Source organism: Caulobacter sp. FG121, from assembly GCF_057809815.1.
Genome location: NZ_JBMDKR010000001.1, coordinates 538109 through 554224 on the forward strand (window position 1 = coordinate 538109; position 16116 = coordinate 554224).

General features: G+C 67.8%; 16 protein-coding genes. 9 read left to right on the top strand and 7 right to left on the bottom strand.

Going from position 1 to position 16116, the window contains the following annotated elements; genetic code table 11:
* Positions 1-46: 46 nt before the first annotated feature.
* The 5 genes from ACODSL_RS02885 to ACODSL_RS02905 all read right to left on the bottom strand — a co-directional run bounded on the left by ACODSL_RS02885 (position 47) and on the right by ACODSL_RS02905 (position 2991).
* Positions 47-727 carry a DUF8758 domain-containing protein gene (locus ACODSL_RS02885; RefSeq protein ID WP_488899121.1) on the bottom strand — a complete coding sequence of 227 codons (681 nt, stop codon included), beginning with the start codon at positions 725-727 and terminating at the stop codon, positions 47-49.
* The gene (locus tag ACODSL_RS02890) at positions 699-1199 is read right to left on the bottom strand and encodes a DUF488 domain-containing protein (protein WP_488899122.1); all 501 of its coding nucleotides are present in this window, start codon (positions 1197-1199) and stop codon (positions 699-701) included. The genes ACODSL_RS02885 and ACODSL_RS02890 overlap by 29 nt, the downstream gene beginning before the upstream one ends.
* A gap of 104 nt (positions 1200-1303) precedes the next feature.
* A complete protein-coding gene (locus ACODSL_RS02895; RefSeq protein WP_488899123.1) occupies positions 1304-1552 on the bottom strand; it encodes a hypothetical protein in 249 nt (82 codons plus the stop codon).
* Positions 1553-1649: 97 nt separating this feature from the next.
* Positions 1650-2114, bottom strand: coding sequence for a nuclear transport factor 2 family protein (locus tag ACODSL_RS02900; protein WP_488899124.1), 465 nt, complete (start codon positions 2112-2114; stop codon positions 1650-1652).
* Between the two features lie 79 nt (positions 2115-2193).
* Positions 2194-2991 carry a helix-turn-helix domain-containing protein gene (locus ACODSL_RS02905; RefSeq protein ID WP_488899125.1) on the bottom strand — a complete coding sequence of 266 codons (798 nt, stop codon included), beginning with the start codon at positions 2989-2991 and terminating at the stop codon, positions 2194-2196.
* A gap of 172 nt (positions 2992-3163) precedes the next feature.
* On the opposite strand from ACODSL_RS02905, the gene ACODSL_RS02910 reads away from it, so the two are divergent.
* Positions 3164-3505: a hypothetical protein gene (locus ACODSL_RS02910; RefSeq protein ID WP_488899126.1), complete on the top strand. Its 342-nt coding sequence runs from the start codon at positions 3164-3166 to the stop codon at positions 3503-3505.
* A 189-nt stretch (positions 3506-3694) separates the two neighbouring features.
* Positions 3695-3904: a cold-shock protein gene (locus ACODSL_RS02915; protein WP_488899127.1), complete on the top strand. Its 210-nt coding sequence runs from the start codon at positions 3695-3697 to the stop codon at positions 3902-3904.
* A 65-nt stretch (positions 3905-3969) separates the two neighbouring features.
* Here the strand turns inward: ACODSL_RS02915 and ACODSL_RS02920 are convergent, their stop codons facing one another.
* On the bottom strand, positions 3970-4668 hold the full coding sequence (locus ACODSL_RS02920; protein ID WP_488899128.1) for a TorF family putative porin: 699 nt from the start codon (positions 4666-4668) through the stop codon (positions 3970-3972).
* A 135-nt stretch (positions 4669-4803) separates the two neighbouring features.
* Between ACODSL_RS02920 and ACODSL_RS02925 the strand changes: the two genes are divergently transcribed.
* From ACODSL_RS02925 to ACODSL_RS02940, 4 genes are all read left to right on the top strand, one after another.
* Complete coding sequence (locus ACODSL_RS02925) at positions 4804-6471, top strand: sensor histidine kinase (protein WP_488899129.1); 1668 nt, start codon at positions 4804-4806, stop codon at positions 6469-6471.
* Between the two features lie 129 nt (positions 6472-6600).
* Entirely contained in the window at positions 6601-8532 is a 1932-nt protein-coding gene (gene cobT, locus ACODSL_RS02930; protein WP_488899130.1) for a cobaltochelatase subunit CobT, read from the top strand.
* Entirely contained in the window at positions 8532-9530 is a 999-nt protein-coding gene (locus ACODSL_RS02935) for an esterase-like activity of phytase family protein (protein ID WP_488899131.1), read from the top strand. Before cobT ends, ACODSL_RS02935 begins: the two co-directional genes overlap by 1 nt.
* Positions 9527-10666: an L-lactate dehydrogenase gene (locus ACODSL_RS02940; RefSeq protein ID WP_488899132.1), complete on the top strand. Its 1140-nt coding sequence runs from the start codon at positions 9527-9529 to the stop codon at positions 10664-10666. The genes ACODSL_RS02935 and ACODSL_RS02940 overlap by 4 nt, the downstream gene beginning before the upstream one ends.
* A gap of 185 nt (positions 10667-10851) precedes the next feature.
* Here ACODSL_RS02940 and rpmB read toward each other — a convergent pair whose 3' ends face one another.
* Positions 10852-11148 (bottom strand): 50S ribosomal protein L28, encoded by a 297-nt coding sequence (gene rpmB, locus ACODSL_RS02945; protein ID WP_488899133.1) that lies wholly within the window; start codon positions 11146-11148, stop codon positions 10852-10854.
* Between the two features lie 415 nt (positions 11149-11563).
* On the opposite strand from rpmB, the gene ACODSL_RS02950 reads away from it, so the two are divergent.
* Genes ACODSL_RS02950 through ACODSL_RS02960 form a run of 3 tightly spaced genes read left to right on the top strand, consistent with a single transcriptional unit; the run spans position 11564 to position 16053 of the window.
* Complete coding sequence (locus ACODSL_RS02950) at positions 11564-13225, top strand: amidohydrolase (RefSeq protein ID WP_488899134.1); 1662 nt, start codon at positions 11564-11566, stop codon at positions 13223-13225.
* Between the two features lie 36 nt (positions 13226-13261).
* A complete protein-coding gene (locus ACODSL_RS02955; RefSeq protein WP_488899135.1) occupies positions 13262-15772 on the top strand; it encodes a helicase-related protein in 2511 nt (836 codons plus the stop codon).
* Positions 15769-16053, top strand: coding sequence for an RNA-binding S4 domain-containing protein (locus ACODSL_RS02960; RefSeq protein WP_488899136.1), 285 nt, complete (start codon positions 15769-15771; stop codon positions 16051-16053). The genes ACODSL_RS02955 and ACODSL_RS02960 overlap by 4 nt, the downstream gene beginning before the upstream one ends.
* Positions 16054-16116: the final 63 nt, after the last annotated feature.

Consider the following 16116-nt stretch of genomic DNA (forward strand, 5'->3'; position numbering starts at 1 on the left):
GTTCAGCTTGGGGATGCTCGTCAACTCGCAGCACGCCAACCAGTAGTCATTGATTGCTCCGGCGAGAATGTGTTCCCAGCGCGAAGCGCATACCGCGCTGGGGATACTCCTCTTCGTATGTCTTTCTCAGCGAGAGCAGTGCTTTCTCCTCACCGTCTGCCTCTCTCCGACGAAAGAACGCCGTGGAAGTCTCCCAGTCATCGCACGTGTGATTTCTCTTCGCTCCCGCACTGTCCCGCCACTCGAATGAAAATTCGTATGGGCAAGGATTCAGGGGTTCGACGGGTTTGTTGAACATCGAGAGCTGATTGGCCAAATCAGCGTGCTTTCTCGCTTCCGCTTCCAGTTCGGTAAGTGACTTCTTTTTCCAGCTGAAACGCACCCCATCCGGCCTCAGGAGCGTCAGACTCTCCCCTCGGGATTCGGCTTCAGTCGTGCTTTCGCGTGTAAGTTGGCGTGCAATTCTCGACCGCTCAGAATCTCGAAGTTGCTTCGAGACCGAGATCGTATCGTGATCGACTTTCTGGCTCTCAGCACGGGGATCATTGGAGGGTCGAGTGAAACGATAGCTCACCCAATGCCAGCGCTTGAATTGTTGATCCTCGTTCAAGATGCGGAAAGCGACCGGATATAGACGCCGCCATCGCATGTCGTGGCCGACGCCCGCGCAACATACCGTCTCGAAGTAATTGCTGCTCCTATGCGGCAGCGCCTTCACCAAGATCACGCACTCGTCCGGCGCGCTCACAAGTCGGCTCAATGCTCTGCACTCCTAGGTGGCGAGACTTGAACCCAACAACCGATTCGATTTCGTCGGCAACCATCTTGCGATGGCACTGCCGATGATCCCGTTCATAACAGAGCAGGCAAATGCTCTGGTGACCAACTAAGGTAACAATCGCATCCAACGCATCGCGTGCAGATTGGCTTTTCAGAACTTGAGCATAGATGCGTTGGAACTTAGAATAGTCGCCTGAACGAGCGGCTTCTCGCCCTTCCTTTGGGTCGCCCAACTCCTTGAAATGGACGTAAGCCATTCCGCCGCGTTCTAGCCGTTCCTTCAACGCGGTTTTCGAAAACCCGGGACGGCGCGACTGAGCACGATCACGGATATCCACAATCATCTGCACTCCAGCAACTTGGAGCGTACCAACAAAATCCTCGAGCTTTGCGCCCTCGTATCCAATAGTCGCGAGCATGGCAGCAGGCCCTCCGTTGACCATCTCTTGCCTATGGCCCGATTGAGGTTTTCCTAAGATTCCTGTTGGAGCAACCCTCATCCCCAATCGAAGGGTTGTCGCCCTTACGCATCCTCGAACGGCGGCGGGAGCCTTCCGGCCTTGAAGAGGATCGTCGGGGTCTCGTCGAAGTCGCCCATTTCCATGTCGCCGGTGGCGCTGAAAGCGACCACGCCGAGGCGGAGGGGGGCCAGGCGTTCGGCGCGGCGGATGGCCTCGTCGGCTGTCTTGCAGACCACCGCCTGCTCCGACTTCAGGGCCTTGCCGCGGCCGGCGATGAAGGCCTGGACGAGGTGAACGGTCTGAACGGCCATGGGAGGGCTCCGGCGCGCGGACGCCCGGTGCGGCTGCGGCCAGCCCCATAGCATGCGTCGCGCATCGGTCCGCCCCAATTCCCCGTCATCGCGGCGATCAGGACGCCGGCAGGGGCAGCGAGGCCTGGCCGAAGACGTAGCGCCAGCCCTGGGGGGTGCGCACATAGGTGTCGCTGAACCACAGCCGGCGTTCGAACGGCTGGCCGCGTCGGGTTCCCTTGAGCCAGAGACGGGCCGTGACGATGGCCGTGTCGCGTCCGTAGAGGCGGACCGTCTGGGTGCCTTCGTCCTCGACCTGATGCTCGTAGATGAACTCCTCCGTCCGCGCCCAGTCGAGGATCTCCTCGCCAGTCATGACCGCGCCCGAGCCGAGGACGAGGATCATGTCGTCATGAAGGATCGCGGCCATGGCCTCGGCGTCGTTGCGTTCGACGGCGGCCTGATAGGCGGTGTCGATCGCGGCGATGGCCCGGCGATCGTCGTCCGGGCTCGCGGAGGCCGGTCCGGCGAACGCGGCCAGGGCCACGGCGAACAGCTGCGGAAGGGTCGTGCGGAGATCCATGGGTCGGGTCCTGTCCAGTGGTGACAGGCCCGGGATAGTCCAGCGGCCGAGGGGCCTGCTTGCACTTTCCTGCCAATTTTCAGGCGGCGGTGCGCGACGGGGGTTCGCCATATCGCCGGGCGTAGCTGCGGCTGAAATGGCTGAGGTTTTCGAAGCCGCAGGCGTAGCAGGTCTCGGTCACGGCGCGGCCTTCCCGCAACATGGCCCTGGCCGCCGCGAGCCGGACGCGCAGCAGGTAGCGATGCGGCGGCGCGCCGGTCAGTGCGGTGAAGACCCGCGAAAAATGGAACAGGCTCATGCCGACCGAACTGGCCAGGTCCGACACCGTGAAGGCCTCCGCGAACCCGGCCTCCAGACGCTCCCGGACCGCGTGGACGCGCTCGGCGTACCAGGCGAAGGTCCGATCGCTGTAGAGGGGGGCCGGCGTCTCGCCCAACATGTCGCGGAAGATCTCGGTAGCGCAGTATTCGGCGAACATCGGCGCGCCATCGTCGATCGCTCGGCGCAAGCCCCAGCGCAAGTAGCGAAGCCGGTTGCTCGCGGGCAGGACGGGCCGGCCCGCCCTCGCCCAGCTGCGGGCGGGATCGAAACCGTCGTCGTTGGCCGAGAGATAGGTCAGCGACAGACAGGTGTCGCTGAACCCCTTGCCCTGAAAGGCGGCGCGGAAGCGCATGCCCGGATGGCTGAGCATCACCGCTCCGGGCGTCACCCGCCAGGCGCCGTCGCCGACATGGAGGTCGAACGTCCCGTCCTCGACGAAGCTCGCCATGAAGGCGCCGGCCACTTCCTCGTAGGGCTGGTCTTCATGCTCCACGGGATGATCAAAGCGGTGAACGCTGATCTCCGGGGACCGCCAAAGGGGAACGATGCGCGCCATGACGACGGGACTCTAGCAAAGTCGGGACGCGACGTCAGACCGTGTGAGGACGGCGGCCCTAGCCCCCGCGACATTCCGTCCCCGTTTTCGCCCAATCCGTGTTATACAGGGTCAACCCGCGCGCGGATGGCGCGCCGGCCGCCGGCGATTCTGGCGGCAGATTGGAGACTCCATGATCGAGGAAGGCTTCGTGCGGATGTACGCGCACGACTTCGCGGCTCTGGCGGCTCGCGCCGAAGGCGGCTCGGACGTAGATGCTCTGGTGCGCAAACGCATTGACGAGGCCCGCTCGCACGCGGCGCTGATGGACGCCCGCAAGGGTGACGGCCACCTGCCCGCCGTCGCCGATCGTGTGGCCCATGAGGCCGAGCGCGAGGACGTCCGCTTCGTCCGCGCCGGTCAGGACGTCCCCGGGGCCCTCGCCCGGCGCAAGGAATTCCTGCTGCAGATCGTCGACCTTCTGCGGTCGCCCCCGGTCGCCGCGGGACGGGTTTCCATCGCCGTCCGCGGCTAGGCCGACTCACGCCGACTTGCCTGATCAGCGAAAAAGTGCGACGAAATCGCCGTCGAAATTTCGCCTGGTTCGGTCGCCATCCACCGCACGTCTTGAAGTCTTGCGCCGGACCTGTCCTCGATCCTTCCGAAATACCGATGCTACCGCGCTCTTCGGGGCGCAATCAGACTGTTGAAAGAGGTTACATCCATGGCTACCGGAACCGTGAAGTGGTTCAACGCCACCAAGGGCTACGGCTTCATCCAGCCGGACGACGGCGGCGCTGACGTCTTCGTCCACATCTCGGCCGTTGAACGCGCCGGCATGCGCTCGCTGAACGAAGGCCAGAAGCTGAGCTACGAACTCGAGCGCGACCAGCGCTCGGGCAAGACCTCGGCGGGCCAGCTGCAAGCCTCCTAAGGGCTTACAGCATCAAAGCTTGACGGGCCGGTCTCCTGACGGAGGCCGGCCCGTTTTCATTGGGGTCAGAAGCCGAAGGACAGACCGCCGACCACGGCGGAGTCCGCGCCCGGGCCGTCGCTGTCCGTGTATTGCAGCGTCAGGCTGACCGGTCCGACATCCTTCGCCACCCCGAAAGCCCAGTCGATCTTGCCGTCGGCGAAAGCGCCGTCCTCGCGCCCGATCGCGCCGTTGAGGCTGAACGGCCACGCCTCGGGCGCGTAGTCGCCGGCGATGGACAGATAGAGGTTGTCGTCCCCGCCGAGATTGTCCTGGGCGGGGGCGTAGGACACGCCAAGCGTGGTGGTAAAGGCGCCGGTCGTGCGGGAGGCCGAGACCGGGATCTCGAGATAGTCGACGTTCGATCCGTCCGGGTAGCCGTAGTACATGACCGCCGCGTCCCAGTCCCAGCTGCCCAGGCTGAAGGTCTTGCCGAGCACCAGATCGACCTCGATCTTCGCGCCGTCGCCATCCGGGCCGATGCCGTATTCAGCGATGCGCGAGCCCCAGACGGAGGCGTAAAATCCGTTCGACGCGGTCGCCGTCAGGCCGCCCTGCACGGCGGGATCGCCATTCGACAGGGAATAGCCGCGGTACTGGTAGTCACTGACCACGCCGACTTCGCCCGACAGCGTCCAGCCGCCCGGTTCCGCCTCGGCTGCCCGGGCCTCGCCGGCGAGGGTCAGCGCCGCTGACGCCGCTAGTATTGCAAGGTATCTGCTCATGAATGCCTCCCGTCTTTGCCTGACCGATCCTGCGCGGGTCTGGTTAACAACGACGCAAGGTGACCCGATTGCCTGCGTCAACTTGGCTCACTTCGGGTTCAATCGTCGTTAGCGCCTGACGTCTATTTTGCCTGCATGACCCTGGGCGCCGTTCACAGCCGGAACGAGCTGAAGTGGATCCTGATGCTGGGTCTGCTGGTGATCGGCATTGTCCTGACGGCCGCGCTCGGCGCGATGACGTTCGCCGCCCGCGGCATAGACCAGGCCGTGGCGACGGAGGAACGGGACCTCGTCGCGCGGACCCTGGACCGCCGCCAGATGAGGATCACCGAGGACATCACATCGGCGACCGTCTGGGACGACGCCTATCTCAGGGCCGTGCGAAACTTCGATCCGAAGTGGGTGCATGAGAACTTCGGCGTCTACTACGCCACCTACATGCACCACGACCGGACGTTGCTGTTCGGCGCGGATGGACGGGTGATTTACGCCGCCGACGGCGGCGAGGTCGCGCCGACGGCATCATTGGGCACGTTTTCCGCCGACATGACGCCGCTGCTTGCGGAGGTGCGTGCAAGGGAGAAGCCCAAACTGTTCCCGGGCCTGGCGCCGCCCCACGGGCTACCCGACGCCGCGACCCGGGCGGCTTTTGTCCGGACCGGCGGCGAGCTGTGGATTGTCGGGCTGTCGACCATCGTGCCGGAGAACGGCTCGGTCGTGCAGACCGGCCGCCCTTCGGTCATCGTCGTGTCTGGCCGGCGACTGGACCAAGGCTTCCTCGGCGAGCTGCAGGACGATCTTGGCCTGCGCGATGTCCGGCTGTTGAAGGCCGGAGAGGTTCCCGACGGCCTGGCCGTACCCCTGGCGGACGGCCAGGGACATGTGATCGGCCGTCTGGCCTGGACGCCGAAGAAGCCCGGAACCGGCTTTCTGAAGGACGCGATCGGGCCCTTCCTGCTGGTCCTGGCGGCTTTCGGCATCGCCGCATGGGCTCTGGCCCGGCGGGTGCTGGCGGTCCTGAACAGCTTGGCCGTCAATGACGCCCGGCTCGAGGCGACGCTGGACGACCTGACCAGCGCCCGCGACCGGGCCGAAGCGGCGAGCGTCGCCAAGTCCCAGTTTCTGGCCAATATCAGCCACGAGATCCGCACGCCGCTGAACGGCGTTCTGGGCATGGCGCAGATCATGGATCGCGGCGAGCTGTCTCCCGTCCAGCGCAGCCACCTGGCGATCATCCGCGACTCCGGCGCCACGCTGCTGACCCTGCTCAACGACGTCCTGGACCTGGCCAAGATCGAGGCCGGCAAACTGGACATCCAGCGCGAGGACGCGGACCTGACGAAGATCGTCTCGGGCGTCTGCGGCACGTTTCAGGGCATGGCCGAGGAGAAGGGGCTGAGGTTGAACTTCGCCATCGAGCCGGCCGCGGCGGGCGTCTGGCGTCTCGACGCCATGCGGCTCAACCAGGTGCTGGCCAATCTGGTCGCCAACGCCGTGAAGTTCACGCCGAGAGGCCGGGTGTCGCTAAGGGTCTGGACCAGCACGCGCGGCCTGGAATTCAGCGTGCTCGATACGGGCGTCGGCATTCCGGCGGGCCGGCTGGCCGACCTGTTCGGCAAGTTCAACCAGCTCGACGCCTCGACCACCCGGCAGTTCGGCGGCACGGGGCTGGGGCTGGCGATCAGTCACGAGCTGGTCGCCCTGATGGGCGGCGAGATGGCCGTGGAAAGCGAACCGGGACAAGGCTCGACGTTCAGCTTCTTCCTGCCCGCCGAGGCTGTGCGCGGCCGCGCCGCCGCCTGAACAGGCGCCCCGCGGACCGCGACTTCAAGGCAACCGGAGCAGGGCCCTTTCCGGATCGGCCCGAGAATGCATCGATCCTTGACGGTCACCGCCTTCCATTCCGTTGCGTCGCCGGAGTAAGACGGTGACATGGCCAACAAGCCCGAAAGTCCGACCGAACCCTTCAAGCGCGCCCTGGCGCACGCCGCGCGATCGCTCGCCGAGACGCCAGACCTTGAAGTCGTCTTCTCCGGCGACGGTCCGTCGCTGTCCGGCAACCGGGCCGTCCTGCCGCATCCGCCGCGCGACCTGTCGTCAAAGGAGGCCTCGCGCATCCGGGGCATGGCCGACCAGATGGCCTTGCGCCTGGCGCACCATGACCCCGTGGCCCATGCCAAGGGTCGCCCGGCGTCGCCGCAAAGCCAGGCCATCTTCGAGGCCGTCGAACAGAGCCGTATCGAGTCGATCGGCGCCAACGCCATGGGCGGCGTGCGCGCCAACCTGAGCGCGATCCTCGAACAGAGCATCGAACGCAAAGGTCTGGCCCGCATCACCGACAAGGCCAGTGCGCCGATGGCCGACGTGCTGTCGCTGCTGGTGCGGGAGCGCCTGACCGGCGATGCGCCGCCCGAGGGCGCGCGGGCCATGGTCGACCTGTTCCGCGCCGACATCGAAGCCCGCGCCGGCGCCGATCTCGACCGTCTGGCCGGCGCGGTTCACGACCAGGCCGCCTACGGCAAGGTCACGCGCGCTATCCTGCACGATCTGGACATGGGCGACGCCGACGTCGATCCGTCCGAGAGCAGCGAGGAAGACGAGGGCGACGAGGACCAGTCCCAGTCCAGCGAAAGCGACGACGGAGACGGCGACGGCCAGACGCCCGAAGGCGCCTCGATGGAGGAGACCGAGGGGTCCGAAAGCGACTCCCAGGACGGCGAGGAACAGATGGTGGAGTCCGACGAGGACGCCACCGAGATGAGCGACGAGGCTCCCGACATGGGCGACGGCGCCAAGCCCGCCCGCGCGGACGTCAAGGACGATGGTCGGGCCGAGCCGCCCTACAAGGTCTTCACGACGACCCATGACGAAATCGTCGGCGCCGAAGAGCTGTGCGACGCCGAGGAACTGACCCGCCTGCGGGCCTATCTCGACCAGCAGCTGGCCAGCCTGTCCAGCGTGGTGTCGCGGCTGGCCAACAAGCTGCAGCGCCGCCTGATGGCGCAGCAGAACCGATCGTGGAGCTTCGACCTCGAGGAGGGCATGCTCGATGTCGCACGCCTGCCGCGCATCATTATCGACCCGACCGCGCCGCTGTCGTTCAAGCAGGAATCCGACACCGAGTTCCGCGACACCGTCGTCACCCTGCTGATCGACAACTCCGGATCTATGCGGGGCCGGCCGATCATGGTGGCGGCCGTCTGCGCCGACATCCTGGCCCGCACCCTCGAGCGCTGCGGGGTCAAGACCGAGATCCTCGGCTTCACGACCCGCGCCTGGAAAGGCGGCATCAGCCGGGACGACTGGATCAAGGCCGGCAAGGCCGCCTCGCCCGGCCGGCTGAACGACCTGCGGCACATCATCTACAAGGGAGCCGATGCGCCCTGGCGTCGCGCCCGCCGCAACCTCGGCCTGATGATGCGCGAGGGGCTGCTGAAGGAAAACATCGACGGCGAGGCGCTGATGTGGGCCCACCAGCGGCTCATCTCACGCACCGAGCAGCGGCGCATCCTGATGGTCATCAGCGACGGCGCGCCGGTCGATGACTCCACCCTGTCGGTCAACAGCGGCCACTATCTCGAACGGCACCTGCGCAGCGTGATCACCGAGATCGAGACGAAGAGCCCGGTCGAGCTTCTGGCCATAGGCATCGGTCACGACGTGACCCGCTACTACAAGAAGGCGGTGACTATCGTTGACGTCGAGCAGCTGGGCGGCGCGCTGGTCGAGCAGCTGGCCGGCCTGTTCGAGGAAGAGCCCAAACGGGTCGCCAATGTGCGGGGCCTGCTGGCCGCGCCGCCGGTGACACAGCCCCCTCCGCCAAAGACCGTCACTTTCAGGCAGGTTCGCGAGGCGATGGTCTGATGCGGCGGCGGTGGGCGGTGGTTCCCGGAGCGACCGCGGCCATCGCCCTGTCGCTCGCCGCCTGCGTCGCGGGCCGGGTCGCCCTGCCGCTCCACCCCGTCAGCCCAGGCCCGGGGATCGCGATCCAGTCCACGCCGGTGGTGATGGACCCATCGGATCCCGGCCTGACATCCGCGGGCGACTTCGCCTTCGCCGGCGGTGTGAGTCTGACAAGCGACGAGACCAGCCGGCTTCATGGCCTGTCGGATCTGGTGGTCGAGCCCGACGGCGATCTGCTTTCGGTCTCCGACGACGGCGCGGACCTGTTCACCGGCCGGCTGGCGCTGGACCCGTCCGGGCGGCTCGTCGGCCTGACCAAAGGCGCGCTGCGGCCGCTGCAGGGCCTCGATTCCCTGCCCCTGCAAGGCAAGGCCTGGACCGACGCCGAGGGCGTGACCCGTCTCGGCGACGGAGAGACTCTCGTCAGTTTCGAGGGCCAGCACCGCATTTGGCGTTACGCGCCCTCGACCACGCGACCGCCGAAGCCGGCCTCTATGCCTGACGTCGCCATGGCGGTGAACGACGGCATGGAGGGACTGGCGGCGGCGCCCTCGGTCGCCGCCGACGCCTACTGGGTCGGGATCGAGCCGGGCGGCATCTGGCTCTGCCGCCTGAGCGTCGCCTGCGAGGAAAAGGCAGGCCTGCCCAGGCCGCCACCCGGCTACCGTCTGTCCAGCCTGACCACGGGCCCCAAGGGCGAGCTGGTGATCCTGCATCACAGCTATATTCCAGCCATCGGGTCGCGGATCATCGTCTCGATCGTGCGTGACCCCCTCGGCGCGCGACGTGTCGTCGACACCCTGACTCTCGCCCCGCCGATGACCGTCGACAATTTCGAGGGCGTGGCCGTGGTCGCGCGGCCGAATGGCGGCTGGCGGCTGTACCTGCTGTCCGACGACAATTTCAGCCCGACGCAGCGGACCCTGCTGCTGGCCTTCGACTGGAACCCGCCCAAATGAGACCTGCCTGCGTCACCGACTACCGCGAACTGGCCCGGCGGCGTCTGCCCGGCGTTCTGTTCGACTACCTCGACGGCGGTTCCTACGCCGAGGCGACGCTGCGGCGGAACGTCGACGACTTCGAGGCCCTGGCCCTGCGTCAGCGGGTGATGCGCGACGTCTCGACGATCTCGCTGGAAACCGAACTTTTCGGTCAGAAGCTCTCGATGCCGATGGTGCTGTCGCCGATCGGGATGGGCGGCATGTACGCCCGGCGCGGCGAAGTCCAGGCGATGAAGGCTGCCCGGGCGGCCGGTCTGAACATGTGCCTGTCGTCACTGTCGATCTGCGACGTCGAAGAGGTGACGAAGGACGGCGGCCAGGCGCCCTGGTACCAGCTCTACATCATCAAGGACCGCGGCTACATGAAGGAGCTGCTCGGCCGGGTGACCGAGCTGGGCTGCCCAGTGCTGGCCTTCACCGTCGACCTGCCGGTGCCCGGCGCGCGCTATCGCGACGTGCGCTCGGGCCTGTTCGGGGCGCAGACGCCGTTCGTGCCGCTGCAGCGGCTGTGGGACGGGATCACCCACCCGGCCTGGGCCTGGGACGTGATTGCGACCGGCGGCCCGCACACCTTCGGCAACCTCGCCCCGGCGATTCCGGAGGCCAAGGGCGTAATGGAATTCTGGCCCTGGGTGACGAAGAACTTCGATCCGACCCTGACCTGGAAGGACCTCGACTGGATTCGCGAGAACTGGGACGGGCCGCTGGTCATCAAGGGTATTCTGGACGCCGATGACGCGCGCGAGGCGAAGCGCTACGGCGCGGATGGCCTGATCGTCTCCAACCACGGCGGCCGGCAGCTGGACGGCGTGCAAAGCGGCATCCGCGCCCTGCCCGCCATCGCTGATGCGGTCGGCGACGACCTGACGGTGATCATGGACGGCGGCGTGCGGTCGGGGCTGGACGTGGTCAAGGCCCTGGCCAGCGGCGCGAAGGGCTGTTTCATCGGTCGCGCCTGGGCCTGGGCCCTCGCCGGCGCCGGCCAGAAGGGCGTGGATCACGTGCTGCAGATCATGCGCCAGGAGATGATGATGGCCATGGCCCTGACCGGCTGCACGGACGTGCGGGACGCGGGGCGGGAGTTGCTGGCGTGAAATCCTCCACATCGGGGGAGGTGGCTCGCCAAAGGCGGGCCGGAGGGGGTCCGCTCAGATGTCAGCCATTCCGGGTGACCCCTCAGTCAGTCCTTCGGACTGACAGCTCCCCCGATGGGGAGCAATATACGCAAACGGCCCGCGGGTTTCCCCGCGGGCCGTCTGTCGTCTTGAAGCTCGTGGCCTCAGGCGGCGGCTTGTTCGGCCAGCTTCGCCTTCAGTTGACGCTTGATCTTGAGGGCGCGGGGCGAGAGGTCCTCGTCCTTGGCCTTGGCCAGAAACACGTCCAGGCCGCCGCGGAAGTCCAGCGTGCGCAGGGCGGCGTTGGTGATCCGCAGCTTGAAGCTCTGGCCCAGCGCTTCCGACTGGAGCGTGGCGGGCGACAGCGCCGGCAGGAAGCGGCGCTTCGTCTTGATATTCGAGTGGCTCACGTTGTTCCCGACCATGGGACCAACACCGGTGAGTTCGCAGCGGCGCGACATGTAAGCGACCTTCGCATAAGAATTCAGGACGCGCGGAAGTGGCCCTCCGCACGGGAGCGGCGGGTATAGGCAAGAGAGGCCAAGGCGTCAAGGATTGGAGTCGGGCGTTCAATTCCCTCCCCTTCATGGGGATGGTGGACGGACTCGGTCCGGCCGGGCGGGGCAGCAGGATACTACGCCTCAGCATCGGGCGCGCCCTCACACTCCCCCATCCTGACCGCTTCGCGGCCTGTCCCCCCCCCATGAAGGAGAGGGAGATTCCAACTTTCACGTTGTGGTTAATCACCGTTAAGATACAATATGTTGCGGTGAACAAATGCCGAATCGGACGAAGTCACTGATTCGGTCCTGATTCGTTTCGCCCCTGTTCGCTGATAAGGTCCCGGGGCGTTAACTCCTCAAGCGAGGCCTTCCCGTGATCCGCTTCCTTTCCCTGCTTCTCGCCCTGACAACGCTTGCCGTCGCCCCCGCGGCGCGGGCCAGGGAAGACGGATTCCTGATGTTCGGCGGGCCGATCTACGTCGGCGCCGTCGGTGGACAGGGCAACCGGCCCGAGGCCCTGGTGGTGCGCGGCGAGAAGATCGCCTTCGCCGGATCCCTTGTCGCCGCCCGGAAAAAGGCGGCCGGCCTGCCCGAGATCGATCTGAAGGGCGCCGCCGCCTATCCGGGCTTCGTCGATTCGCATGTGCACCTGACGGGCGTGGGCCTGCGCGAGATGACGCTCAATCTCGACCAGGTGACGTCAGTGGCCGGACTGGTCGAGACCGTGCGGGCCTGGGCCGCGGCCCATCCCGGGACCGATCCGATCGTGGGGCGCGGCTGGATCGAGACCCATTGGCCGGAAGGCCGCTTCCCGACCCGCTTCGACCTCGACGCCGTATCCGCCGACCGGCCGATCGTGCTGGCGCGGGCCGACGGCCATGCCGTCGTGCTGAACACCGCCGCCCTGAAGCTGGCCGGAATCACCGGCGCGACGCCGGATCCCGTCGGCGGTCGCATTGACCGGACGCAGGCGGGTGAAGCGACCGGCATGCTTGTCGACGCCGCCCAGGACCTGATCGGCGCGAAACTGCCGCCGCTGACGCCGGCCGCCCGTCGCGAGGCGCTGCAGCGCGCGGTGCAGCTCTACGCCGACCGCGGCTGGACCACCGCCGTCAACATGAGCACCGACGCCGAGGATGTCTCGGTCCTGATGGCGCTGGCCGCCGAAGGCAGGCTGCCCATCCGGGTCGACGTGTTCATGACGCCCGAGGATTCCGCCGAGGTGCTGAAGCGCGGCCCCTATCAGGACGCGACAGGCCGCGTGCGGGTGCGCGGCGTGAAGCTCTATATGGACGGGGCGCTCGGCTCGCGCGGCGCGGCGCTGCTCAAGCCCTATACCGACCGGCCCGACACGTCCGGCCTGCTGATCGCCCAGCACGACGCCACGATCGCCATCCTGAAGCAGGCGCTGGCCGTGAAGGCGCAGGTGGCGTTCCACGCCATCGGCGACCGCGGCAACCGGCTGGTGCTGGACTGGTACGAAGAGGTGCTGGGGTCGGACGCGGCGACGTCGCGCGGCCTGCACTGGCGCATAGAGCACGCCCAGATCCTCGACCCGAAGGACATCCCGCGCTTCGCGAGCCTGGGCGTCGTCGCCTCCATGCAGCCGTCCCACGCCATCGGCGACCTGTGGTTCGCGCCGTCACGACTGGGGCCGGACCGGCTGGTCGGGGCCTACGCCTGGAAGGCGTTGCTCGACACGGTCGCCACCGTCGTGTTCGGCACCGACGCGCCCGTCGAGGTCGGCGATCCGCGCATCGAGTTCTACGCCGCCGTCGCCCGCAAGGACCTGCAGGGCCGGTCGGGTCCCGGCTGGCACCCGGAACTGGCCATCGACCGGCCGTCGGCGCTGAGCGCCTTCACCCTGACGCCCAGTATCGTCGACGGCGGCGATTGCGGCGTGCTGGTGCCGTCCTGTCCGGCCGACATCACCGTGTTTTCGGCCGACATCATGACCGTTCCGGAGGCAGACATCCTCAAGGTGAAGCCGGTTCTGACCGTTGTCGGCGGAAAGATCGTTCACGACGGGCGGTGACTTGTCGGGGGGCCACGACTCCCCCACCTTTGCCTGATGAGTGATCGTTCCACAGGCCAGGCGGCGCACAGGCTCGTGGCGGTGCTCGGCCCGACCAACACCGGCAAGACCCACCTCGCCGTCGAGCGGATGCTGGGGCACCACAGCGGCATGATCGGCCTGCCGTTGCGGCTGCTGGCGCGTGAGATCTATGACCGGGTGGTGCGGCTGAAAGGGCCGCGCGAGGTGGCGCTGATCACGGGCGAAGAGAAGATCGTCCCGCCGCGGCCGCAGTATTTCATCTGCACCGTCGAGGCCATGCCGCTGGGCCGGGAGGTCGACTTCCTGGCCGTCGACGAAATCCAGCTGTGCGCCGATCCCGAGCGCGGCCATGTCTTCACTCACCGGCTGCTGCATGCGCGGGGCAAGTACGAGACGATGCTGCTGGGCGCCGGGACCATGGCCCCGCTGGTCCGGCGGCTGCTGCCGGGCGTCGAGATCGTCGAACGCGAGCGGTTCTCCAGTCTGCGCTACACAGGCAGCAAGAAGCTGACCCGCCTGCCCCGCCGCAGCGCCGTGGTCGCCTTCAGCGCCGACAATGTCTACGCCATCGCCGAGCTGATCCGCCGCCAGCGCGGCGGCGCGGCGGTGGTGATGGGCTCGCTCAGTCCGCGTACGCGCAACGCCCAGGTCGCGCTGTACCAGTCCGGCGAGGTCGACTTTCTGGTGGCCACTGACGCCATCGGCATGGGCCTGAACATGGACGTCGACCATGTGGCGTTCGCCGGCCTGCGCAAGTTCGACGGCAAGAAGACCCGCTGGCTGCACCCGCAGGAGGTCGGCCAGATCGCCGGTCGCGCCGGGCGGCACATCAAGGACGGCACGTTCGGCGTCACCGGCGAGGCCGAGGACATGGACGAGGACCTGGTGCTCAGCGTCGAGAACCACGCCTTCCAGCCGGTCGCCGGGGCGCAGTGGCGCAACCACCGGCTCGATTTCGACAATCTGCCGTCGCTGATCCGTTCGCTGGACGCGACGCCGAACCGCGAGGGCCTCGCCCTGTCGGCGGAGGCGCTCGACGAGCAGGCGCTCAAGCGGCTGGCCGAGGACGCGGACATCGTCCACCGCGTGCGCGACCGGGTGGCGCTGGAGCGACTGTGGGAGGTCTGCCAGACGCCCGACTTCCGCAAACAGACCACCGACGAGCACCTGCGGCTGATCCGGACCCTGTTCGAGAACCTGACCACCGGCCGGCGTCGGCTGCCGGAGGACTGGATGCAGGGGCAGTTCAAGGGCCTCGACCGCATCGATGGCGAGATCGACACCCTGGCCACGCGGCTCGCGGGGGTGCGGACCCTCGCGTACGTCGCCAACCGGCCGGACTGGCTCGTCGACCCGGCGCACTGGCAGGGCGTGACGCGCGGGCTGGAAGAGCGGCTGTCCGACGCCCTGCACGAGAAGCTGATGGCGCGGTTCATCGACCGGCGGACCAGCGTGCTGATGCGGCAGCTGGGCGAACGGTCGGAGATGCTGGCGGGCGTGGCCGAGGACGGCACGGTGACCGTCGAGGGCCACGTGGTCGGCCGGCTGCAGGGGTTGACGTTCCAGGGGGCGAAGGCCGCCTCCTCGCTGGAGGAAAAGGCGCTGCGCGGCGCGGCCCAACGGGCGGTCGGGCCGGAGGTCACGCGGCGGCTGGGCCAGCTGGCCGGCGAGGACGACGACGGCTTCAGCGTGACGCCCGACGGCGCGGTGCTGTGGCATGGCGCGGCGGCCGGCCAGATCATCGAGGGCGGCAAGGTGCGGCTGCTGGGCGAGCTGGGCCCCGAGACGGCCCGGGAGCGCGCGCGGCAACGGCTGCAGGCCTTCCTCGCCGCCGAACGCGAACGGCGGCTGGCCCCGCTGGTGAAGCTGGAACAGGCCATGGCGGCCGGCCAGGTGAAGGGCCTGCCGCGCGGCATCGGCCACCGGCTGGTCGAGGCCGGCGGCCTGCTCGATCGCCGGGTGGTCGAGGCCGACCTCAAGGCGCTCAGCCAGGCGGAGCGGCGGTCGCTGCGGTCGCTCGGCGTGCGTATCGGCGCCTTCAGCCTGTTCATGCCCGGCCTGCTGGAGCCGGAGGCGCTGGCGTTCGCCCAGGCCATGGTCGGCGGAGGCTGGCGGCCGCCGCTGGAGGCGCTCAGCCGCCTGCCGACGCCCGCGCCCGAGCCGCGGGTGCTGGCCGCCCGAGGATTGCGGGCAGTCGGACCGTTCGCCGTGCCCGCGAAGCAGCTGGAAACGCTCGACGAGGCGCTGAGAGCCGGATTCAAACCGAGCACCGGAATCATCCTGAGCGACGCGGCGCGCGCGGGCCTTGGCTGGACCGCCGCCGAAGCCGGGGCGATCCTGCGGGCGCTGGGCTTCACCCCAATCAGCCGCACGGAGCCCGTGGCCTGGCGCCGTCGCAACGACAAGCCGGTCGAGACCGCCCCGCCGCCGCCCGCTCATTCGCCGTTCGCCGCCCTGGCCGGACTGAAGGTCGCATCGCCGGCCCGCCGACGCCGGCCCCGGCGCCGCAAGCCCGCCGCCTCATGAGCGAGGAGTCCTGTCGCGCGGATGTCTGGCTGTGGCGCGCCCGGTTCTTCAAGACCCGGTCGCTGGCGGCCCGCTTCGTCGACGAAGGCCGGATCCGCTTCACCCGGATGGGTGCTGAGGGACGGCTCGACAAGGCCTCACGCGGTCTGAAGCGCGGCGATGAGCTGGTGTTCGCGCTCGGCGGTCGGGTGATCGCGGTCAGGCTGGAGGCCTTCGGCGAGCGACGCGGTCCGCCGACCGAGGCCCGCACGCTCTACGAGCCGCTGGAGCCGAAGGACTGACGCGTCGCGGGGTCGATGCGGGGTCAGATCAAATCTGCCGCCCCCTCTTGAGTTTTCCTCTTG